General features: G+C 70.0%; 20 protein-coding genes, 1 pseudogene and 1 riboswitch. Of the genes and pseudogenes, 13 read left to right on the top strand and 8 right to left on the bottom strand.

What is annotated here, in order from left to right; all coding sequences use genetic code 11:
• The first annotated feature begins 36 nt into the window (after positions 1-36).
• From ACZ45T_RS03690 to ACZ45T_RS03665, 6 genes are read left to right on the top strand one after another with little or no spacing between them, the layout of a single operon-like run.
• Complete coding sequence (locus ACZ45T_RS03690; RefSeq protein ID WP_468437118.1) at positions 37-1,287, top strand: methionine adenosyltransferase; 1,251 nt, start codon at positions 37-39, stop codon at positions 1,285-1,287.
• On the top strand, positions 1,287-2,213 hold the full coding sequence (locus ACZ45T_RS03685) for an aminoglycoside phosphotransferase family protein (protein WP_468437116.1): 927 nt from the start codon (positions 1,287-1,289) through the stop codon (positions 2,211-2,213). Before ACZ45T_RS03690 ends, ACZ45T_RS03685 begins: the two co-directional genes overlap by 1 nt.
• Positions 2,210-2,926 (top strand): histidine phosphatase family protein, encoded by a 717-nt coding sequence (locus tag ACZ45T_RS03680; protein WP_468437114.1) that lies wholly within the window; start codon positions 2,210-2,212, stop codon positions 2,924-2,926. Before ACZ45T_RS03685 ends, ACZ45T_RS03680 begins: the two co-directional genes overlap by 4 nt.
• Positions 2,919-4,211, top strand: coding sequence for a serine--tRNA ligase (serS, locus tag ACZ45T_RS03675; RefSeq protein WP_468437112.1), 1,293 nt, complete (start codon positions 2,919-2,921; stop codon positions 4,209-4,211). Before ACZ45T_RS03680 ends, serS begins: the two co-directional genes overlap by 8 nt.
• A 1-nt stretch (position 4,212) precedes the next feature.
• Positions 4,213-5,235, top strand: a complete 1,023-nt coding sequence (locus tag ACZ45T_RS03670) for a glycosyltransferase family protein (protein ID WP_468437110.1) — start codon at positions 4,213-4,215, stop codon at positions 5,233-5,235.
• Positions 5,229-6,224, top strand: coding sequence for a hypothetical protein (locus tag ACZ45T_RS03665; RefSeq protein ID WP_468437108.1), 996 nt, complete (start codon positions 5,229-5,231; stop codon positions 6,222-6,224). The genes ACZ45T_RS03670 and ACZ45T_RS03665 overlap by 7 nt, the downstream gene beginning before the upstream one ends.
• A 123-nt stretch (positions 6,225-6,347) precedes the next feature.
• On the opposite strand, the gene ACZ45T_RS03660 is transcribed toward ACZ45T_RS03665, so the two are convergent.
• Positions 6,348-6,539 (bottom strand): hypothetical protein, encoded by a 192-nt coding sequence (locus ACZ45T_RS03660; RefSeq protein WP_468437106.1) that lies wholly within the window; start codon positions 6,537-6,539, stop codon positions 6,348-6,350.
• Positions 6,540-6,788: 249 nt separating this feature from the next.
• On the opposite strand from ACZ45T_RS03660, the gene ACZ45T_RS03655 reads away from it, so the two are divergent.
• Positions 6,789-7,325, top strand: a complete 537-nt coding sequence (locus ACZ45T_RS03655) for a GNAT family N-acetyltransferase (protein ID WP_468437104.1) — start codon at positions 6,789-6,791, stop codon at positions 7,323-7,325.
• Positions 7,326-7,375: 50 nt separating this feature from the next.
• On the top strand, positions 7,376-8,359 hold the full coding sequence (locus ACZ45T_RS03650) for a hypothetical protein (RefSeq protein ID WP_468437102.1): 984 nt from the start codon (positions 7,376-7,378) through the stop codon (positions 8,357-8,359).
• Positions 8,360-8,381: 22 nt separating this feature from the next.
• Here the strand turns inward: ACZ45T_RS03650 and ACZ45T_RS03645 are convergent, their stop codons facing one another.
• The gene (locus ACZ45T_RS03645) at positions 8,382-9,749 is read right to left on the bottom strand and encodes a DUF445 domain-containing protein (RefSeq protein ID WP_468437100.1); all 1,368 of its coding nucleotides are present in this window, start codon (positions 9,747-9,749) and stop codon (positions 8,382-8,384) included.
• A gap of 250 nt (positions 9,750-9,999) precedes the next feature.
• Between ACZ45T_RS03645 and ACZ45T_RS03640 the strand changes: the two genes are divergently transcribed.
• The 3 genes and pseudogenes from ACZ45T_RS03640 to ACZ45T_RS03630 form a co-directional block, all read left to right on the top strand.
• Entirely contained in the window at positions 10,000-10,794 is a 795-nt protein-coding gene (locus ACZ45T_RS03640; RefSeq protein ID WP_468437098.1) for an SDR family NAD(P)-dependent oxidoreductase, read from the top strand.
• Between the two features lie 69 nt (positions 10,795-10,863).
• Positions 10,864-11,745, top strand: a complete 882-nt coding sequence (locus ACZ45T_RS03635; RefSeq protein WP_468437096.1) for a helix-turn-helix transcriptional regulator — start codon at positions 10,864-10,866, stop codon at positions 11,743-11,745.
• Positions 11,746-11,975: 230 nt separating this feature from the next.
• A pseudogene (locus ACZ45T_RS03630) lies at positions 11,976-12,893 on the top strand (IS630 family transposase); the annotation flags it as partial.
• 104 nt (positions 12,894-12,997) lie between these two features.
• Here the strand turns inward: ACZ45T_RS03630 and ACZ45T_RS03625 are convergent.
• The 3 genes from ACZ45T_RS03625 to ACZ45T_RS03615 form a co-directional block, all read right to left on the bottom strand.
• A complete protein-coding gene (locus ACZ45T_RS03625; RefSeq protein WP_468437094.1) occupies positions 12,998-13,969 on the bottom strand; it encodes an ABC transporter ATP-binding protein in 972 nt (323 codons plus the stop codon).
• Between the two features lie 6 nt (positions 13,970-13,975).
• Positions 13,976-14,797 carry an ABC transporter permease gene (locus ACZ45T_RS03620; protein WP_468437989.1) on the bottom strand — a complete coding sequence of 274 codons (822 nt, stop codon included), beginning with the start codon at positions 14,795-14,797 and terminating at the stop codon, positions 13,976-13,978.
• Positions 14,798-14,945: 148 nt separating this feature from the next.
• Positions 14,946-15,773 carry an ABC transporter permease gene (locus tag ACZ45T_RS03615; protein ID WP_468437092.1) on the bottom strand — a complete coding sequence of 276 codons (828 nt, stop codon included), beginning with the start codon at positions 15,771-15,773 and terminating at the stop codon, positions 14,946-14,948.
• A gap of 186 nt (positions 15,774-15,959) precedes the next feature.
• On the opposite strand from ACZ45T_RS03615, the gene ACZ45T_RS03610 reads away from it, so the two are divergent.
• Positions 15,960-18,374, top strand: coding sequence for a transglycosylase domain-containing protein (locus ACZ45T_RS03610; RefSeq protein ID WP_468437090.1), 2,415 nt, complete (start codon positions 15,960-15,962; stop codon positions 18,372-18,374).
• A 7-nt stretch (positions 18,375-18,381) separates the two neighbouring features.
• On the opposite strand, the gene ACZ45T_RS03605 is transcribed toward ACZ45T_RS03610, so the two are convergent.
• From ACZ45T_RS03605 to ACZ45T_RS03595, 3 genes are all read right to left on the bottom strand, one after another.
• Entirely contained in the window at positions 18,382-18,702 is a 321-nt protein-coding gene (locus ACZ45T_RS03605; RefSeq protein WP_468437088.1) for a DMT family transporter, read from the bottom strand.
• A gap of 31 nt (positions 18,703-18,733) precedes the next feature.
• Positions 18,734-18,800: riboswitch (guanidine-III (ykkC-III) riboswitch) on the bottom strand.
• 81 nt (positions 18,801-18,881) lie between these two features.
• On the bottom strand, positions 18,882-19,223 hold the full coding sequence (locus ACZ45T_RS03600; protein WP_468437086.1) for a GroES family chaperonin: 342 nt from the start codon (positions 19,221-19,223) through the stop codon (positions 18,882-18,884).
• 43 nt (positions 19,224-19,266) lie between these two features.
• The gene (locus ACZ45T_RS03595) at positions 19,267-19,587 is read right to left on the bottom strand and encodes a DUF3618 domain-containing protein (protein WP_468437084.1); all 321 of its coding nucleotides are present in this window, start codon (positions 19,585-19,587) and stop codon (positions 19,267-19,269) included.
• A 105-nt stretch (positions 19,588-19,692) separates the two neighbouring features.
• Here ACZ45T_RS03595 and bcp point away from each other — a divergent pair, with 105 nt between their 5' ends.
• Entirely contained in the window at positions 19,693-20,160 is a 468-nt protein-coding gene (bcp, locus tag ACZ45T_RS03590) for a thioredoxin-dependent thiol peroxidase (RefSeq protein ID WP_468437082.1), read from the top strand.
• Positions 20,161-20,267 lie beyond the last annotated feature (107 nt).

Genomic DNA, 20,267 nt, shown 5'->3' with positions numbered 1-20,267 from the left:
TCATCCCTCTCTGTCCGCCCTGAACGGGAGTTCATGATGCCTCGTACGAGCACGACCATCGGAAACAGCCACCTCGTCATCGAGACCGCCAGGGCCACGCCGGACGCGACGACCATCGTGGAGCGCAAGGGCCTCGGCCACCCGGACACCCTGGCAGACCACCTCGCCGAGCGGCTGTCCCGCGCTTACAGCCACTACACCGTCCAGCACTTCGGTGCCGTCCTGCACCACAACTTCGACAAGCTCGCCCTCCTCGGTGGGGCCAGCGAGGTCCGCTACGGCGCCGGCGGGATGACGTCCCCCGTCCGCGTCCTGGTCAACGGGCGAGCCGCGCCCATGTGCGGCGGGGAACGGATCCCCGTCAAGGAGATCGTCGAGGCCGAGGTCAGGGCCTTCTTCGCCGAGCGGCTCCCCGAGGTGTCGAACCACCTCGACCTCACGTTCAACATCACCAGCAACTCCAGCCCGGGCGCCGTCCTCACCGGTGACGGAGTGCCGGACCGCACCCGCTGGTTCAACCCGCGCTCCATCGACGATCTCCGCGAGCGGCGGGTGCGGCTGTCCAATGACACGTCCCTCGGGACGGGCTGGGCGCCGGAGAACCCGTTCGAGTCGTTCGTCCGCGAGCTGGTGGACCACTTCTCCGGCGAGAGTGACTTCACCCGCGCCCACGCCTGGTGCGGCTCCGACGTCAAGCTCATGGGCTACTGGGACGGAGAGCGGGCGGACGTCGTGCTGTGCGTCCCCCAGAAGTCGCGCCATGTCGCCAGCCGGGCGGAGTACGTCCGCAACGCGGAGAGTGTTCTGGCCGAGTGCCACCGGCTCGCTGGCCTCCGGATGTTCGGGGCGGAGACCCGCTTCCGGCTGAACGCCCGGGACGTGCCGGAGAAGGACGAGCTGTACCTGACGTACACCGGCAGCTCCATCGAGTCCGGCGACGAGGGCGTCGTCGGCCGAGGCAACCGCGTGAACGGTCTCATCACGCCGCTGCGGCCGATGAACTTGGAGGGGGCGAACGGCAAGAACCCCGTCTACCACGTCGGCAAGCTCTACAACATCGCCGCGCAGCGGCTGGCCTCCCGGCTCCACGAGGCGACCGCGGGCCACGCGGAGGTGCACCTCGTGAGCACCACCGGGCAGCGGCTCGATGAGCCTTGGCGCATCCTCGTCCGCCTCTCCGATCCCGACGCCGAGGTCGACAAGGTGCAGGCCCTGGTCGCGGAGATCCTCACCGAGTTCCCGGCCCTCACGGACGAGCTCGTTTCCGACGGGATCGTGCTGAGCTGATGCCGAAGCGGACGCTCGGAGAGATCCCCGCAGGCTGCCGGCGGCGCTTAATCGCGCACTACGGCAACGGAGTCGAGGGCTGGCTCGACGCAGCCCCCGGCCTGCTAACGGAGGCCGCAGAACGCTGGAAGCTCGCGCTCGGGGACTACTTCGACGCTGGACACGCCTCGGTGATCGCCAGGGCGATCGACCTCGACGGGCGTCCGCTGCTCCTCAAAGCCTGGGTCGACCCCGCCCGGTATCGCCACGAGGTGGACGCTCTACGCCTGTGGGCCGGCGGACCCACGGCAGACGTCTTGGAGGCCGCGGACGATCTTGCTGTGGCCGCCCTCGAACTCGTAGGTGGCCGACCCGGGGGAGCGGATCGGTCGGCGCGTGAGACGCCGATGGTCGCCGCTGCCCTCCAGGGACTCCACACCCTCGGGCGGCGCAGAAACCGACCGAACGACTTCCCCCGGCTCGCCACCTACCTCGATGGGGAAGTCTTCCCCCGGATCCGGCGACGGGAGCACGCGCTCGACACCGGCGCTTGGCGCCCTCTCGTTGACGCCACCCTCCCGGCACTCACCGACCTTGAGGAAGACCCGAGCCGGGTGACGGTCCTGCACGCGGACCTGTACCGGGAGAACGTGCCCTTCGACTGGCTGGCGCACCCGCGTCTGATCGACCCGCTCCCCATGGTGGGTGACCCGGCATTCGACTGGGCGTTCTGGACCATCTACTACGACCTCGCCCGCGGGACCGGGGAGCGGCTGACCACTGCCTCACGCATCTCCCGGATCCCCGTCCCCGTACTCGCGCCCTGGTGCCGCCTGCTCGCCCTGGACGGTCTCCTCTTCTACCTGGAGACCGACGACCCGAGAGCACCGCAGATGGCGGAAGTGCTCTCCGACCTCTCGGCATCGACTTCACGGAGCGGAACGTGACCACCTACATCGTTCGCCACGGCCAGACGAACTACAGCAAGCGGTACCTCGTCAATGGCGACCCGACCAAGCACATCCACCTCAACGAGGAAGGCCGGCAGTCGCTGAGCCGCGCCTGGACCATCCTCCCCTTACACGCCGTGGCCACATGGCTGACCAGCGAATTCCCGCGAGCCCGGCAGACGACTTCCCTTCTCATCGGCGTTCCTGCGGCAACGCTGGTTGTCGATGACCGGCTGAACGAACTCGACTACGGGGAATTCGAGGGCAGCCCGTTCCTCGAATACGCGGTCTGGCTCGACACTCACGGTGCGGGGCGGCGTCCACCCGGTGCCTCGGAATCCCAGCGCGAGGGCATCCGGAGGATGCTCTCCGGGGTTCTCGCCGCCCTGGAGCACCCCGGTCCCCGTGTACTCGTCAGCCACGGTCTGCTCGTCTCCGTGCTGCTCTGGCACCGGGACCGCTCCCCAGACGACCCCATGCCGCTGTTCTTCCCGGAGGCCCCCTACGTCGAGCCGGTCGCCATACCCGACGACGAGCTACCCATCCTCGTCACGGCACTGCTGGACGATCTTGATACGAGCGTTCACCACGAATCAGCCACCGATGGTGACTCGACGATATTGCGGATCAGCGAGGGGTCGACGGTTGCTACCGTCGATGCGGTATCCCCATCCCACTCGCTGGATAAAAAGGATCTTCCTCATGCATGACGCCCGCGCCCTGATTGAAATGGGTGCCGAAGCAGTTCGTCGGCTCGCTCGTCGCGGTTACTCCCTGGACCTGTCCCGCCTGGAAGACCTCCAGTCCCGGCGCAACCAGAGCATCCGCTCAGCCGACGAGCTGCGGGCGGAGGCCAAGCGGGTGGCGAGCGAGGTCCAGCAGACGGCCAAGCAGGGCGGTGACATCTCCAAGCTGAAGGAGCGCGCCCGCGAGCTGAAGGACCAGATCCGGGACATCGACGCCGAGCAGGAGCAGGTGCAGGAGGAGCTGACTGATTTCCTCCTGACCATCCCGAACCTGCCGGACGACGCGGCCCCCGACGGCGACTCCGATGAGTTCGCGGTCGAGGTCCGGCGCGTCGGCACCCCGCCGGCCTTCTCCTTCGAGCCGAAGGACCACGTCGACCTCGGCGAGAGCACCGGCATGCTCGACTTCGCCCGGGCGACGAAGCTGTCGGGCCCCCGGTTCGTCGTCTCCCGCGGGGCGGGCGCCGCCCTGGAGCGCGCCCTGGCGACGCTCTTCCTCGACATCCACACCCGCCGGCACGGGTACGTCGAGCACGCGGTTCCGTACCTGGTCAGCCGCAAGACGATGACCGGCACCGGACAGCTGCCGAAGTTCGAGGAGGACCTGTTCAAGACCGGCGTAGCCGACCGTGAGCTGTTCCTCATCCCGACGGCCGAGGTCCCGCTGACCAACCTCTACGCCGACGAGATCATCCCGCCCGCCGACCTGCCGCTGTCCCTGACCGCGCACACGCCGTGCTTCCGGTCCGAGGCGGGCTCGTACGGTCGTGACACCCGGGGCCTGATCCGCCAGCACCAGTTCGCCAAGGTCGAGATCGTCCAGATGGTCGACCCGGCGGACGCGGACGCCACGCTGGAGACGATGGTCGGCCACGCCGAGGCGTGCCTGAAGGAACTCGGCCTCGCCTACCGCGTCGTCAAGCTGGCCGCCGGTGACACGGGCTTCTCCGCCCAGCTCACGTACGACATCGAGGTCTGGATCCCGAGCCAGAACACCTACCGCGAGATCTCGTCGGTCTCGAACTTCGGCACCTTCCAGGCCCGCCGGGCGAACATCCGCACCCGAGGCGAGGACGGCAAGCCCAAGCTCGTCGCCACCCTCAACGGCTCCGGCCTCCCCATCGGCCGCACCGTGGCCGCTCTCCTCGAGCAGTGCCAGCAGCAGGACGGCTCCCTCGTCCTTCCCGAATCTCTCTTCCCGTACCTCGGCTTCCGCCGTATCTCGGCGGACGGAACACCGGAGGCATAACGTGCTCGTCGGCGTCTGCGACTTCCCTGGTAGCTACGCCTTTCCACCCGCCGGGTACGGCGGGATCGAACGATGGCTGTGGGCGGTCGCCGTAGGCGCCCGGGCCGCAGGCGCCGACGTACACCTCCTGGGGCCGGGCTGGCTCACGGACCTGGAGAACGACTGGGTCCGTAAGCCGGTCCGCCTGGAGGACATCACCGCCGGATCGCCCGCCGAGCGCGAGCTCCGCGGCACCGGATACGACCTTTTGGTCGTGGGGCACGAGTACCCCTCGCTGCCCGCCTGGACCCGGACGTGGAACGAACTGGACTGCGACGTCGCCACGTTCCAGCACTCGCCGGTCTTCCAGCACGCCGCCACCGCCTTCGACGGCGAGCGGTCACGCCTCTACTGCTACTCGCCCGAGATGATCGAGCGGTACGCGAACCACCAACCGATCCGCGATCTCGCCGTCCACCTCGGCTTCAACGAGGAGGAGCCGCCGGCGGTCGCCGGAACCGACCTCGTGTGGCTCGGTCGGATCGACGAGGAGAAGGCTCCGCACATCGCCGTCCGTGCTGCTCAGATACTCGGCCGCCGGATCCGGATCGTCGGACCGGTCTTCGACGAGGACTACGTCCGACGCCACGACCGGCTCTTCAGCGCGGACCACGTGAAGTGGGTCGGGGAACTCGGCGGCCCCGCCAAGACCGCCGCCATCCGCGACGCGTCGGTCTTCGTCTACACCTACGCCCGCACCTACGTTGAGGCCGGCGCGGCCGTCTTCGGCGAGTCCCTCCGCGCCGGTACCCCCATGGCCGCTCTCACCTGGCGCACCGGCACCTGCGCCGAAGCCGCCCTCTGCGACCAGACCGCCGCCATCGCCGTGGCCAACCCTGACGAGGACGACGAGACAGCGGCCCGCCAACTGGTTCACGCCATCGAGCAGGCGGAGGAACTCGACCACGGTCAGGTCCAAGAGATCGGCCATCGCCGCTTCGACCCGGCACGGCATTTCTCGGCGATGGCAACGCGGCCATGTTGACCGGCACGACCAGCGTGGCCGGAGACGCGCTGGCCCTGCGGATCCCTGGCGTGATCCGCGCGGCGTTAGGCCCCCACTGGGAGTTCACTGCGGACGGCCCCCGCGTCCAGATCCAACACCCGCACCGAGGAACCCCCTACAGACCACCGCGCCGACGCCCCTCGTGGAGCGAGCTGCTGGACAGTCTGGAGCACGGGTTCGCGAGCAACGGCGCCCCTCGTGACGCCTGCCTGCCCCTCCGATGGGACCGAGAGACCGAGCTGACCATCTCCGCGGTCCAGGCCCTCGACCCACTCCTCAAGGAGGGCAAGTCCCTCACCTATCGGAGTGGATTCCTCCCCCAGCCAGTCGTCCGGTTCACCGGCCAACGTGACGCCACCGGCCTCTTGTCGGAGGGCTTCCTGACCTCCTTCGTCAACGTCTCCAGGGTCCAACCCATCAAGGACCTGGACGAATACGGCGCCATCATCGACGGCTGGCTGACCGTCCTCTCCCGGCTCGGCTTCCACGCCCGACACTTGAGCATCTACGGCACACTCACCCCCTGGCGCCGACGTCAAGTCGAAGGCATAACCCTGCGTTTCCGCCACCTGGACCTCGCCTTGGGCGACATCGTCCTCCTGTGGAACTCCGACCACCCGGAACTCATGGCCGTGGACCTCGGAACGGGGCTGGAGCGACTGGCCTGGGCGCGCACGCAGGAGCGCTGGCACGACCTGATCTATGGCCGTTTTGCCCAGTCGGCTCCACCGGCGACGCTGGACGCCATCCGGACCGCCACGCTTCTCCTCGGCCACGGAATCACTCCCGCAGCCCGGGGAGCGGGCGGAATCACGCGGCGGGTAATAGGAGCAATCGCCCCGGACGCTGCACGCCTCGGAGTCAGTGCCATGGTCCGCGAGGCGCTCGACTACTGGTCTCTCTTCGGCGTGCTGCCCGCCCCCTGGCCAGCAATCGCCTGCGTCATCGAGGAGGAGACACACGGGTAATAGGTGGCACCGGTACTGGTCATGCTGGGTGTCTCAGTACGACGACTCATTCGCGGACCCAAGGGTACCGGCGGCCGCGAGGGACGCGCCACCGAGGGCGCGCTGCCCGGTCCAGCAGGCGGGCTAACGCGAGCGGCGGGTGAGGCGGCGGGCGCCCGTCAGGCCCAGGGTGATGACGACTCCGCCGAGGACGCCGTCCGGGACGGCTTCCTGCACGGCCGGGGGGAGCGCGGCCATGATCCCGAGGACGATGAAGAAGGCCACCGCGCAGCCGCCGAGGCCGATGAATGCTCTGCTCAGGAGGTTGGTGGGCACGCGGGGCTCCGGCTGTCGTTCGTGGACGTGGTGCGTTGGTGCATTGGTTCTGCATTGGTTCTGCATGGCTCAACGGCGGGGCGGGCGCGCGGGGTACGGGCCGCGCGCGGCACCGTACGGAAGTCGGATTTGTCGCACACCCTCCGGATCCGTGGACGTGCCGTTCAGGGAACCTCACCGGCGTAGATTCACTCTTCGAGAGGGGCGATACGACCGAAGCCGCCCAAGCCGGCCCAAGGAGCTGCAAACGTGATCTGTTATGGACCGGCCGTCCTGGACCTGTCGGACGAATTGGCCGACGCGTACAGCGAGGTCTTCTCGGCTCCGCCGTGGAACGAAGACGAAGAAACCATTCGTCAGTTCTCGGCCCGGCTCCAGGCGGACAGTCGCCGCGCCGGCTTCCGTACCGCCTTCGCGCAGTCGGCCGTGGGCGTCGACGGATTCGCCACCGGCTGGCTGACGCCCAAGACCTTCCCCACCGACCGCGGATACGGGCAGGTCGCCGCGCAGCTCGGCCGGCCGCGCGTACGCGAACTCCTCGTCGGCGCCCTGGAGATCGACGAGCTCGCCGTACGGCCGCACGCGCGCGGGCACGGCACCGGGCGCGCCCTGCTCGCCGAGATCACCGCCGATGCCCCGGACGCCCGGGCCTGGTTGCTCACCGCCCGCGTGGCCACCGACACCGTCGCCACCTACCGGCGCCTCGGCTGGCACGAGGTCACCCCGCTGCCCGGCACCGCGAACGGCGTCGTCGTCTTCCTCGCCCCGGAACATCCCGCAGCCTGAGGGTCGCAGTCCGAGGGTCTCGGCCCGACCCTCCGGGGCATACCCGGGGCATGATCACTCGCATCGCACGCCGCCAGCTGAACATGGCCACGCACCACCAGCTCAAGCAGGCCGGAATCCCGTCGGCCACCATCAGCGGCCGCATCCGCCGGGGAGGGCCCTGGCAGCGGCTCCTGCCACGGGTGTACCTGCTCCAGACCGGGCCACCGGACCGCCGCCAGCGCGCGCTGTCCGCCGTCCTGTACGCCGCCCAGCCCTCGGCCGACCCGCTCTGCGGCGCCACCGCCGCGCTCACGGGCGGAGCCGCACTCGCGCTCCTGGGCGTCCGCGACGCCCCGCCCGAACCGCTCGACGTCCTCGTCCGCGCCCCGCGCTCGGTGCGCGCCGTCGGCAGGGTCCGGCCCGGCTCGACCGCCCGCTGGCCCGCCACCATCACCATCTCCGGCGTCCCCAGTACGCGGCCGGTGCGGGCCGCCGCCGACTTCGCGGCCCGTACGGACGATCCGGATCTGGTGCGGTCCGTACTGGCGAACGTCGTCCAGGGCGGCTGGTGCCACCCGCACGACCTGCACGCCGAACTCCGCGCGGGCCGCATCCAGCACCGCCCCGCCGTCCGGGCGGCGGCCGCCGAGCTGACCGCCGGAGTCCGCTCCATCGCCGAGGGCCGCGCACGCGACACGCTGGCCCTCACCGATCTGCCCGACCCGCTGTGGAACGCGCGCCTCCACGGCCCGGACGGCGCCTTCCTGGCCAGCCCGGACGCGTACTGGCCCGAGGAGGGCGTGGCGCTGGAGATCGACTCCGCGGAGTACCACTACACGCGCGACTCCTGGCAGGCCACCCTCCACCGGCGCCTGCGCCTGGAGTCCCACGGCGTCCTGGTCGCCAGTACGACCCCCGCGATCCTGCGGGACAGGGCGGCCGATGTGATCGGCGCGCTGCGTGCACTGCTCGCGCTGGGCGCGAACCGTGCCGCGCCGCCGGCCGTTACGGCCCGCGGGCACGCCCAGCTGGAGCTGCCGCTGACGGCTTAGGGCCTGACCCGAAAGACAGGCCCTAGGCGCCCAGGGCGCGGGACGCCGTGTAGATCAGCAGGCCCGCCAGGGCGCCGACCACCGTGCCGTTGATACGGATGAACTGCAGGTCACGGCCGATGTGGGCCTCGATCTTGCGGGAGGTGTGCTCGGCGTCCCAGGCCGCCACCGTGTCCGTGATCAGCGAGGTGATCTCGGTCCGGTAGGTGGTGACGACGTAGACGACGGCGCCCTCGATCCAGCCCTCCACCTTGTCCTGGAGGCGGCCGTCGGTGGCCAGGCGGGCGCCCAGGGACATCAGCGAGGCGCGGACCCGCAGGCGCAGCTCGCTCTGCTCGTCCTCCGCCGCCGAGAGGATCATCGAACGGATCGCGGTCCAGGCGGAGGCGATCACGTCCTGGACCTCGCCGCGCGCCAGCAGCTCGGACTTCAGGCGCTCCACCTTCGCGCGCGTCTGCGTGTCCGACTGGAGGTCGGCCGCGAAGTCCGTCAGGAAGCGGTCCACCGCCCCGCGCGCCGGGTGCGCCGGCATGTCCCGCATCTCCGTGAGGAAACGGAGCAGCTCCTTGTAGACGCGCTCGCCCACCTTGCGGTCCACGAACCTCGGGGTCCAGCCGGGGGCGCCGCCCTGAACCGCCTCCGTGATCGAGTCCTCGTGCGTGACCAGCCAGTCGTGGGCCTTGGCGCACACGAGGTCGACGGCCCGGTGGTGCCCGCCGTCCGCGACGACCCGCTCCAGCGTCTTGCCGATGCCCGGCGCGATCTCGGCGGTCTCGGCGCGCCGCGTGATGGCCTCGCCCACGACGGCCTGCACATCGGAATCGCGCAGTACGGTCAGGGCTCCGCGCAGCGCTGCGGCCAGCTCCGCCGTGACGCGGTCGGCGTGCGCGGGCTCCGCCAGCCAGGCGCCGAGCCGGCCGCCGATGCCGAGGGCGTGGAGGCGGGCCTTGACCACGTCGGAGGAGAGGAAGTTCTCGCCGACGAACTCCCCGAGGGTGACGCCGAGCTGGTCCTTCTTGGTCGGGATGATCGCGGTGTGCGGGATGGGCAGGCCGAGCGGCCGCTTGAAGAGAGCGGTGACGGCGAACCAGTCCGCGAGCGCGCCGACCATGCCGGCCTCGGCTGCGGCCGCGACGTACGCGGCCCAGCCGCCGGCGCCCCAGGCGTGCTGGGCGACCTTGGCCAGTACGTAGATCAGCGCGACCAGGATCAGCAGTCCCGTCGCGGTGGTCTTCATGCGGCGGACGCCGCGGCGGCGCTCCTCGTCGGCGGCGCTGAACACGAACGCGCCCTTGGGGGGCGGTGGCGCCGGCGGGGCGGTGCCTCCGGCGCTGGTGGGGTTCTCCACGTGCTTCTGCCTTCCCCCGAGGGGCGCTGATGGTGTCTGCATAGCATCCGACTCCCGGGAGGCGCGTGGAGTTCCCGGCACGCCATGTCGCTCCCCGCGCGGGGGTGCGGTGACGGACCGCCGGTCCGCCAGGCATCCGGCGGGCCATCATCCGCCGGGCGGTGTGTGTCGCATCGCCGGACGTCCAAGGCGGTGGGTGGAGGCTGTCTCGGCCGCCTGCAGAAGGGGGGCCTGGGAGACCCAGGTTGATCTGGGCCTGGTTGGCCCGAAGGCTGGTGGCGAAGCTGTGGCCATGACCGACAGCAACAGTGATGTGACCGGCTTCCACGACCGTGTCGTCCTGATCACCGGCGGAACCAGCGGAATGGGCCTGGCCACCGCGCGTCTGCTCCTGGAAGCCGGCGCCCATATCGTCATCACCGGCCGCGACGATGCCCGCCTCGACCGCGCAGCCGAACAACTGGACAAAGCGTCCGACCAGGGTGCCCGGTTGCTCACGGTCCGAGCTGACTCCGCCAGACTCACCGATCTCGACCGCTTGGCTGCCCTGATCCGTGAACGCCACGGACGTCTGGACGGAGTGTTCGCCAATGCCGGGGTCGGAGTGTTCCAGCGCAGTGGCGAGGTCACTGAGCAGGACTTCGATCTCAGCGTCGACGTCAACTTCAAGGGAGTGTTCTTCACGGTCCAGAAGGTTCTGCCGCTGCTCGACGCGGCGGGTGGCGGTTCCATCGTGATCAACGCCTCGTGGACCCTGCACCGGGGCCTGGCCGTCGCACCGGTGTATGCGGCCACGAAGGCTGCCGTCCACAATCTGGCCCGCACGCTGGGCAGTGATCTCGCCGGGCGCGGCATCCGGGTCAACTCGATCAGCCCGGGCTACATCGTCACCGAGATGTTCGATGCCGCCAACCCGGACCCTGCCTCACACGATGCCATCCGCTCCCAGGTGCCGCTGGGGCGGCTCGGCCAGGCCCAGGACATCGCCGAGACCGTGGCCTTCCTCCTCTCCCCGCGGTCCTCGTACATCACCGCCCAGGACATCGCCGTCGACGGGGGCCTGGTGACCGCCATCCCCGCCTCCTGACGGCGGGCGTGGCTGCCTGGCCCCGGCAGGGCCAGGCAGCCACCCATCACGACCGGCCACAATCGTCGTATGAGCACAGCTATCAACCTGGGCGAGTTCCTCCGCTCCCGCCGCTCCCTCCTGCACCCTGAAGACGTTGCCCTGCCGGACTTCGGAGGCCAGCGCCGGGTCGCGGGCCTGCGCCGCGAGGAGATCGCGCAGCTCGCCGGAGTGAGCGTCGACTATTACACCCGGATGGAACAGGGTCGCGTGCCCAACCCCTCGGGCGCGGTACTCGACGCCCTAGCCCGCGCACTGCGGCTGGACGGGGACGCCACGCGGCACCTGCACCGCCTCGCCCGACCGCAGCCCTCCGCCCGGCACGTTCCCGGGCGCCAGGCCCGGCCGCAACGCGTGCGCCCCATGCTCCAGCGATTGCTGGACGATCTGGTGGACATGCCAGCGATGGTGATGGGCCGACGCATGGACGTACTGGCCTGGAACACAGCAGCGGCCGCCCTCTTCGGCGACTACGCGCCCCTGCACCGGGCCGAGCGCAACATCGCCCGGATCACCTTCCTCGACGAGACGTCCCGGGAACTGTATGCCGACTGGACCTCCTGCGCCCGCGAGAACGTGGCCTACCTCCACATGGACGCGGGACGGCACCCCGAGGACCCCCGGTTGGCGAGCCTGATCGGCGAACTGTCGATGAAGAGCGAGGACTTCCGTCGCTGGTGGGCCGAGCATCCAGTGCAGGACAAGACCTCGGGAACCAAGCGATTCCATCATCCGGTGGTCGGCGATCTGGAACTGGCCTACGAGACCCTGCGCGCAACGGACGACCCCGATCAGGCCTTGATCACATATGCCGCCGAGCGGGGCAGCCCATCGCACGACGCCCTGCGGATGCTGCTGGCCTGGGCCACCGAGGCTCCCTCCCCCATGCCGGACGACGACCGCGCGCGCTGACCTTCCGGGTGTCCGGGCCTCACCGCCGGCGACCTGAAGCTGCGTCAGACGCGCCGTCGGTCAATGCCCCGACCAGCACATCGACGAACAGAGCACCACAGACTGGCAGGCCCGGTCCCGACGGATATCCGCGCACCGATCCGTGTTGCGTGGCGAACCCCTGCTCGCCGAGGCGGGTGCAACAGACGACGGGGTGGCGTGATCCACCTCTCCCGATCGGCCCGCCCGCCATGCCCGTTGCCCCGGCCTGCCCGATAGTCCCGACCGCCACCGAGCGCAAGCGGTTGAAGAAGATGGCCTACGGCCACAAGACCGAGTACCGGCTGCGGGTCCGCGCGCAGATCGTCCTGCACGCGGCACGGGGGCGCACCAACGCACGCATCGCCCCCGACACGGGCCTGCACCTGGACACGGTTCGTGCCTGGCGCGGCCGGTTCGCCCACGGCGGGCTACCGGCCCTGGCCGACCGCAAGCGCTCAGGGCGCCCCGCCCGCTTCACTCCCGTACAGGTCGCCGAAGCCAAGGCGCTGGCCTGTCAGCTACCCGCCGAGACCGGCGTACCGCTGTCGCACTGGTCATGCCCGGAGCTGGCCGCCGAGCTGACCGCTCGCGGGATCACCGAGACCGTCTCCGCGTCTACCGTGCGGCGCTGGCTGCGCGAGGATGCGCTCAAGCCTTGGCAGTACCGGTCCTGGATCTTCATCCGCGACCCGGACTTCCGCGCCAAGGCCCAGCGTGTCCTGGACTTGTATGCCCGCACGTTCGAGGGCGTCCCGCTGGGCCCGGATGAGTACGTCGTATCCAGCGACGAGAAACCCTCCGTCCAGGCCCGCTGCCGCTGCCACCCGACGCTGGCCCCGGGCCGGGCCCGCGCCATGCGCGTCAATCACGAGTACGGCCGCGGAGGTGCGCTGGCCTACCTGGCCGCCTACGACGTCCACCGCGCGAAGGTCTTCGGCCGTTGCGAGCCGAAGACCGGCATCGTTCCCTTCATGAACCGGGTCACCCAGGTCATGACCACCGAACCCTACGCGAGCGCCAGACGCGTCTTCTGGGTGGTCGACAACGGCTCCTCCCACCGGGGGAGAAAGGCCATCGACCGTCTGACCACAGCGTTCCCGAACGCGGTCATGGTCCATACCCCCGTGCACGCTTCCTGGACGAAGAAGAATCCTCCGCCGCCCTGTCAGCCTGATCAACCCCCGAAGGACTTCCGGAGCCGACCACTTAGTGTCGGAGACCCGCCCCGGGCTCAGCCCCGGCCCGCATACATCCGCGCGATCACGTCCTCGATGTCCGGCTCCCGCACCGACAGGTCCAACAGCGGGTACTGCGCCGCCACCGCCGCCACCAGCGGCGCCGCCGAAGCCCCCGCCGGGAACGCCAGCCACTGCCGCGGCCCCTCCACCTTCACCACCCGCGCGCCCGCCACCTCGATCGGCGCGAGCTCCCGCTCCAGGTCGATCACCAGGGTCCGCTCGCTCTCCCCCGCCGACCCGGCCGAGTGCAGCCCGCCCAGCGACCCGTCGTACATCAGCCGCCCGTGGTCGATCACCATCACCCGCTCGCACAGCTGCTCGATGTCCTGGAGGTCGTGCGTGGTCAGCAGCACCGTCGTGCCGAGCTCCTCGTTCAGCTGCCGCAGGAAGCCCCGTACCTTCGCCTTGCTCACCACGTCGAGCCCGATCGTCGGCTCGTCCAGGTACAGCACGTCCGGATCGTGCAGCAGCGCCGCCGCGATGTCCCCGCGCATCCGCTGCCCCAGCGACAGCTGCCGTACCGGTACGTCCATCAGCTCGGCCAGGTCCAACCGGTCCACGCACCGCTCCAGGTTCTCCGCGAACCGCGCCGCCGGGATCCGGTACATCCGCCGCATCAGCCCGTACGAGTCCTTCAGCGGCAGGTCCCACCACAGCGTGGTGCGCTGCCCGAACACCACCCCGATCCGGTGCGCGAGACGCATCCGCTCCCGCGCCGGGTCGATGCCCGCGACCCGCAGCCGGCCGCCGCTCGGGGTCAGGATGCCGGTCAGCATCTTGATCGTGGTCGACTTCCCGGCGCCGTTGGGCCCGATGTAGCCGACCATCTCGCCCCGCGCGACCTCGAAGCCGATCCCGTCCACCGCCCGGACCTGGCGTTTCTCACGGCGCATCAGGCCCACCCGGCGCCGTACGTCGAAGACCTTCTCGACCCCGTCCAGCGAGATCAGTGCCTCTTCTGCCATCTGCCATCAGCTCCCCGTGCTCCGGTACGAACGGACTCCCGCGCGCCACGCCAGCGACGCGGGCACGAACACCGCGAACGCCACCAGCGGGCTCAGGAACGCGGCCCACCCCGGCAGCCCCAGCGGATCGGGCCGCCCCAGCACGTACAGCGCGGGCAGCCAGTTGACGAAGGCCAGCGGAATCACGAAGGTCGCCCCGCGCAGCAGGTCCTTCGCGAAGACCGTCGGCGGGTACTGGAGCATCGTGCAGCCGCCGTAGGTGAAGGAGTTCTGCACCTCCGCCGCGTCCCCCGCCAGGAATTGGAACGCCGCCCCCGCCACCATCACCGCCCCGAAGATCCCCGCCCCGGCCAGGATCATCACGGGCACCAGCAGCACCTTCCCGGCCGTCCACTCCACGTCCAGCGCGGAGATCGCCCAGCCCAGCACCCCCAGCCCCTGCCCGATCCGCCCCAGCCGGCGCAGCGCGAACCGGTCCGCCGCGACCTGCGCGAGCACCGGGACCGGCCGCACCAGCATCGTGTCGAGCGAGCCGTCGCGGATCCGGGCGCCGATCCGGTCCGTGTTGCCCAGGATCAGGTCCGCCAGGCCCAGGGAGGCCGAGCAGGACCCGTACAGCAGGGCGATCTCGGGCAGCGTGAAACCGCCGAGGACGTCCACGTGGGAGAACATGATGTAGATCGCGACGAAGTCGAGGAGGGTGATCGCCGCGTTCCCGAAGGTCGAGAGGAGGAAGGACGTCCGGTACGTCATCGTCGACCGGATCCACATCGCCACGATCAGCGCGTAGCCGCGCAGCCCCTCCAGGGCCCGGTTGCGCCGGGGCATCTCCAGCGCCGCGAACTCCCGCTCCTGCGCCTGCTCCCGTCCCCGATCCCGCTCACGTTCTCGATCCCGCTCACGTTCTCGATCCCGTACTCGATCCCGCTCCCGCACCGCTCCGGCTGTTTCAGCCGCCTCCGCCGCCTCCGCCGCCTCAGCCACCCTGGACCACCACCTTGCGCGTCGCGGCCGACTGCAGCAGCCGCCCCACACCCAGCAGTACGAGCGCCCACCCGGCCTGGAACACCAACGCCTCGGCCGCGCTCCCGGCACCCGCGTGCTTGCCCAGCAGCACGTCCATCGGGATCTGGAGCATCGCCGCCCACGGCAGGACCCGTACGAACTCGCCGAAGCCGCCCGGGAAGACGGTCAGGGGCAGCAGCATCCCGGAGAAGAAGATCGAGACGACGGTGGCCATCATGTTGATCCCGGAGCCGTCCATCAGCCAGAACGCGGCCAGCCCCAGCAGGTAGCGCACCGCGAAGCTCACCACCAGCCCGAGCGTGACGGACACCAGGAACAGCAGCCAGCGCAGCGGATCCACGGGCAGCGCCAGCCGGAAGGCCAGCGCCCCCGCCACCAGCGGGAACAGACCGCGCCCCAGCAGTTGGAAGGCGGCCCGGCCCATGTCGGCGGCGAGCCACCACATCTGAAGGTCCGCCGGCCGGTACAGGTCGACGGCGATGTCGCCCGTGCGCACGCGCTCCTGCATCTCCTCCTGGAAGCCGCCCCCGATCAACGCCCCGGCGGCGAGCAGCGACTGACTCACCCATACGAAGGTCAGGGCCTGCGCCTGGTCGTAGCCGCCGAGCCCGGGGCGCTCGTCCCACAGCGCGATGTACGTGTAGGCGACGATGAATCCGAAGACGGTGTTGGTGAACACCCCGGCCGCCGTCGCCGTGCCGTACGTGGCGTAGCGCCGGAATCCGCCTGCCGCGACCGCCAGGTAGAGACCCGTCCGTTGACCAACTCTCCGACGCACTTCCTGCCGCACCGTATCCCTCCGTTTCCCACGTCGTTCCTACGTCGGCCAAAGCGCGCGAGCTTAGTGCGGAGGGGCGATCCACGCGAACGATTTACGCCCGTCCGGAGCGTAATGACCGGCCATCGGGTAGACACCATGAGGTACAGAAGTGGATATTTCGCACGGCGTCGAGGAGTTCCGGAGATGAGCGACCAGTCACCACCCCCGGGCTGGACCCCTCGCGACCCGGACACACCGCCCGAGGGGCCGCCCCCTCCACAGTCGCAGAAGCCCGGGAAGCCCCCCGAGCCCGGCAAGAAGCCGAAGCGCAAGCGGACCGGCTGGCGCCGCGTCATCCCCACCTGGCGCATGGTCCTGGGCGGTCTCCTGCTCCTCGCCCTGCTGATCGGCGGCGCCCTCGTCGCCGGCTACCTGCTGGTCGACATCCCGCCGGCCAACGCCGCCGCCACCGCCCAGTCGAACGTCTACCTCTACTCCGACGGCTCCCAGCTCGCCCGCGACGGCGAGGTCAACCGCGTCAACGTGCCGCTCTCGCAGATCCCGCGGACCGTCCAGGAGGCCGTACTGGCCGCCGAGGACCGGGACTTCTACTCCGAACGGGCGGTTGATCCCAAGGCGATGATCCGCGCCGCCTGGAACACGGCGACCGGCAAGGGCACCCAGTCCGGTTCGACCATCACCCAGCAGTACGTCAAGAACTACTACCTGGGCCAGGAACAGACGATCAACCGCAAGGTCAACGAGTTCTTCATCGCGATCAAACTCGGTCGCGAAAAATCGAAGAACTACATCCTCGAGGGCTACCTCAACACCAGTTACTTCGGCCGCAACGCCTACGGCATCCAGGCCGCCTCCCAGGCCTACTACGGCAAGGACGTCGGCAAACTCACCACCGCCGAGGGCGCCTACCTCGCCACCCTCCTCAACTCCCCCAGCGCCTTCGACGTCGTCTCCCACCCCCAGAGCCGCGCCCGCGCCCTCGCGCGCTGGAACTACGTACTCGACGGCATGGTCAAGAAGGACTGGCTGCCCGCCGCCGAGCGCGCGACGACCGCGTTCCCCGAGCCCGGCAAGGTACGCGCGGCCGCCGGACTCTCCGGCCAGCGCGGCTACCTCGTGGAAGCGATCAAGGAGTACATCGTCGACCGCAAGATCCTCGACGACAAAACCCTCGCCGAAGGCGGCTACCACATCACCACCACCATCGACAAACGCCGCCAGAACGCCCTCGTCACCGCCGTCGACGACCAGATGGTCGGCAAACTCGACCCCGAAACCCGCAAGGCGGACCGGCTCGTGCGCGCCGGCGGCGTCTCCATCGACCCCGTCACCGGCAAGGTCGTCGCCATGTACGGCGGCATCGACTACACCAAGCAGTACGTCAACAACGCCACCCGGCACGACTACCAGGTCGCCTCCACCTTCAAGCCGTTCGTCTTCGCGGCCGCCGTCGAGAACGACTCGCGCACCCAGGACGGCCGCCGGATCACCCCGAACACGATCTACAACGGCGACAACAGGCGCCCCGTCGTCGGCGGCCGGATCCGCTTCAACCCCGAGAACGAGGGCCAGGTCTCGTACGGGAACATCACCGTCAACACCGCCACCGACCTCTCCGTCAACGCCGTCTACGCCCAGATGGCGGTCGACGTCGGCACCACGAAGGTCAAACAGACCGCCATCGACCTCGGCATCCCCGAGAACACCCCGAACTTCGAACCGGTCCCGGCCATGGCGCTCGGCACCCTCCAGGCCAGCGTCCTGGACATGACCCAGGCGTACGCGACCCTCGCCGACCACGGCCGCCGCACCCCGTACACCTTCCTGGAGAAGATCACCAAGGAGGACGACACGATCGGCCTGCCCCAGCGCACCCCCACCCAGGCCGTCAGCCGCGAGGCCGCCGACACCACCACCTCCATGCTGGTCAGCGTCGTGGACAACGGCACCGGTACGGCAGCACTCGCCGCCGGCCACCCGGCCGCGGGCAAGACCGGCACCGGCGAACTCGACCGCTCGGCCTGGTTCGCCGCGTACACCCCCGACCTGGTCACCGTGGTCGCCATGATGGGGCAGGACCCCGACACCGGAACCCTCCAGTCGCTCTACGGAGCCCTCGGCGAGCCCCGCATCGGCGGAGGCGGCTACCCGGCCCGGATCTGGGCCGCCTACACCAAGACGGCACTGGAGGGCACCGACCCCCTCGACTTCGAACTGGAACTCCAGCCGGGCGCGGCGCAGCCCCCGCCGCCCCCCTCACCGCAGTCCTACCCCCCGGAGGAGACCCCGGGCGAGCGCACCGGGCCGCCGACGGGACGGCCCACCCGGCCGACACGTCCGACCCCGACCGGCGGCCAGAACCAAGGGGGCCAGGACAACGGCGGCCAGAACCAGGGAGGACAGGACAACGGCGGCCAGAACAACGGCGGTCAGACCGACGGAGGCACCACCCAGGGCGATCAGGGCGGCGCCACCACCGGCACCCAGGGGACGACGGGTACGACGGGTACGACGGGCACGCAAGGCACCCGGGGCACGCAGGGCGCCGACGGCGGGGCCGCGGACGGCACGCGCCCGCCGTCGGCGTTCCTCGAATGACCAGCGGTCAGTGACCGGAGGTCGCCTTCAGCCCCACCACGGCGACCAGCAGCAGACAGATGAAGAAGATCCGGGCGGCGGTGACGGGCTCACCCAGCACCGCCATACCGACCACGGCCGCGCCGGCGGCGCCGATGCCCACCCACACCCCGTACGCCGTGCCGATGGGCAGGGTCTTCGCGGCGTAGGACAGCAGCACCATGCTCGCGACGATCCCGGCGCCCGTGAACACACTGGGCCAGAGCCGGGTGAAGCCCTCCGTGAACTTCATGCCGATCGACCAGCCGATCTCCAGCAGACCGGCGACAAGAAGAAGAACCCATGCCATGACGGCACCTCCGAGACAACGAGCGATACGGGGTGCGTCGTCTTGTCCTCACCCGGTACGGCGCGTCTCGTCGGGGTTCTCCTCCACCGTAGCAAAGGGCGCGCAAAGGGCGGCAAAGGGCAGCGAAAAGGGCCGGTGACCTCCGCCACCAGCCCTCAACGTGTTACAGGTACCGCGTGTTACAGGTACAGCCCGGTGGAGTCCTTCGACCCCTCCAGCCGCTCGGCGGCCACGGCGTGCAGGTCCCGCTCGCGCATCAGCACGTACGTCGACCCGCGCACCTCGACCTCGGCCCGGTCCTCGGGGTCGTACAGCACCCGGTCACCGGGCTCGACGCTCCGTACGTTCTGCCCGACCGCGACCACCTCGGCCCAGGCGAGGCGCTTGCCCACCGCCGCCGTCGCCGGAATCAGGATGCCGCCGCCCGAGCGCCGCTCGCCCTCCGGCAGATCGGACTTCACGAGCACGCGGTCGTGCAGCATGCGGATGGGCAGCTTGTCGTGGGTGGTGTTCTCGCTCACCCCAGAAACCTACCTGCCCGCGCGCGCCCCGCATCGCGGAGGGTCACGCGCGCTTGCGTCGCGCCGTCAGGACGAGCACCCCGATCACGCCCACCGCGAGCAGCGCGACCGGCACGATCCGCTCGGGACGCGGGGACCCGTCGTCATGACGCAGGCCGTCCGTCACGTCCGTGACGAGACGATTCACCGCGGCGAAGGCGCGCCCGGCTGTGTGGTCGACCGTCGAGACGACCCGGGCCTTCGCATCCCCCATGATCGTCTTCGGGTGCACGCGCACGCCGATCTCGTCGAGCGTCTCGGCGAGCTGCTCGCGGCGTCGGACGATGTCCGCCTCGATCTGTTCGGGGGTCCTGGCTTCGGGCACCGCGCTGCCTCCGTCGTCGTGGTCCGGTGGGGGGGTAGTCCCCCGTGAACAGTCTGTCAGCTTAGTCTCGAGACGTACCGATCCCCTCTTGAGGAGACTGTCCAGATGAGCGAGCGACTTCAGCCGGGCGACCCCGCCCCCGCATTCACCCTGCCCGACGCGGACGGCAACGAGGTCTCGCTCGCCGACCACAAGGGCCGCAAGGTGATCGTCTACTTCTACCCGACCGCCCTGACGCCGGGCTGCACGAAGCAGGCCTGCGATTTCACGGACAACCTGGCGGTCCTGGCCACGGCCGGCTACGACGTCATCGGCGTGTCCCCGGACAAGCCGGAGAAGCTGGCGAAGTTCCGCGAGAAGGAGCACCTGAAGGTCACCCTGGTCAGCGACCCGGAGAGGGCGACGCTGACCGCCTACGGCGCGTACGGCGAGAAGAAGCTGTACGGCAAGACGGTCACCGGAGTCATCCGCTCCACGGTGATCGTCGACGAGGAGGGCAAGGTCGAGCGCGCCCTCTACAACGTCAAGGCCACGGGCCACGTAGCCAAGATCATCAAGGACCTGGGCATCTGACCCACCCCGCCCCGCCTCCGAAGTGGCCTGCACCGATCCGGTGCGGGCCACTCCGCTTATCGGACGAAACCACCCGTAACCGCCCGACTGTCGACCCGTTACTCCGT

The sequence above is a fragment of the Streptomyces sp. NPDC030995 genome (assembly GCF_055571215.1).
This window is presented reverse-complemented; position numbering and strand designations above follow the sequence as displayed.

What these genes read in the sequence shown, in the direction of transcription:
- ACZ45T_RS03620 (WP_468437989.1), bottom strand. Translation starts at nt 14,797, where the DNA reads ATGCCCCGGCGCAACCGGGCCCTGGAGGGGCTGCGCGGCTACGCGCTG.
- serS (WP_468437112.1), top strand. Translation starts at nt 2,919, where the DNA reads ATGCATGACGCCCGCGCCCTGATTGAAATGGGTGCCGAAGCAGTTCGT.
- ACZ45T_RS03690 (WP_468437118.1), top strand. Translation starts at nt 37, where the DNA reads ATGCCTCGTACGAGCACGACCATCGGAAACAGCCACCTCGTCATCGAG.
- ACZ45T_RS03665 (WP_468437108.1), top strand. Translation starts at nt 5,229, where the DNA reads ATGTTGACCGGCACGACCAGCGTGGCCGGAGACGCGCTGGCCCTGCGG.
- ACZ45T_RS03685 (WP_468437116.1), top strand. Translation starts at nt 1,287, where the DNA reads ATGCCGAAGCGGACGCTCGGAGAGATCCCCGCAGGCTGCCGGCGGCGC.
- ACZ45T_RS03650 (WP_468437102.1), top strand. Translation starts at nt 7,376, where the DNA reads ATGATCACTCGCATCGCACGCCGCCAGCTGAACATGGCCACGCACCAC.
- ACZ45T_RS03640 (WP_468437098.1), top strand. Translation starts at nt 10,000, where the DNA reads ATGACCGACAGCAACAGTGATGTGACCGGCTTCCACGACCGTGTCGTC.
- ACZ45T_RS03645 (WP_468437100.1), bottom strand. Translation starts at nt 9,749, where the DNA reads ATGCAGACACCATCAGCGCCCCTCGGGGGAAGGCAGAAGCACGTGGAG.
- bcp (WP_468437082.1), top strand. Translation starts at nt 19,693, where the DNA reads ATGAGCGAGCGACTTCAGCCGGGCGACCCCGCCCCCGCATTCACCCTG.
- ACZ45T_RS03610 (WP_468437090.1), top strand. Translation starts at nt 15,960, where the DNA reads ATGAGCGACCAGTCACCACCCCCGGGCTGGACCCCTCGCGACCCGGAC.
- ACZ45T_RS03605 (WP_468437088.1), bottom strand. Translation starts at nt 18,702, where the DNA reads ATGGCATGGGTTCTTCTTCTTGTCGCCGGTCTGCTGGAGATCGGCTGG.
- ACZ45T_RS03635 (WP_468437096.1), top strand. Translation starts at nt 10,864, where the DNA reads ATGAGCACAGCTATCAACCTGGGCGAGTTCCTCCGCTCCCGCCGCTCC.
- ACZ45T_RS03625 (WP_468437094.1), bottom strand. Translation starts at nt 13,969, where the DNA reads ATGGCAGAAGAGGCACTGATCTCGCTGGACGGGGTCGAGAAGGTCTTC.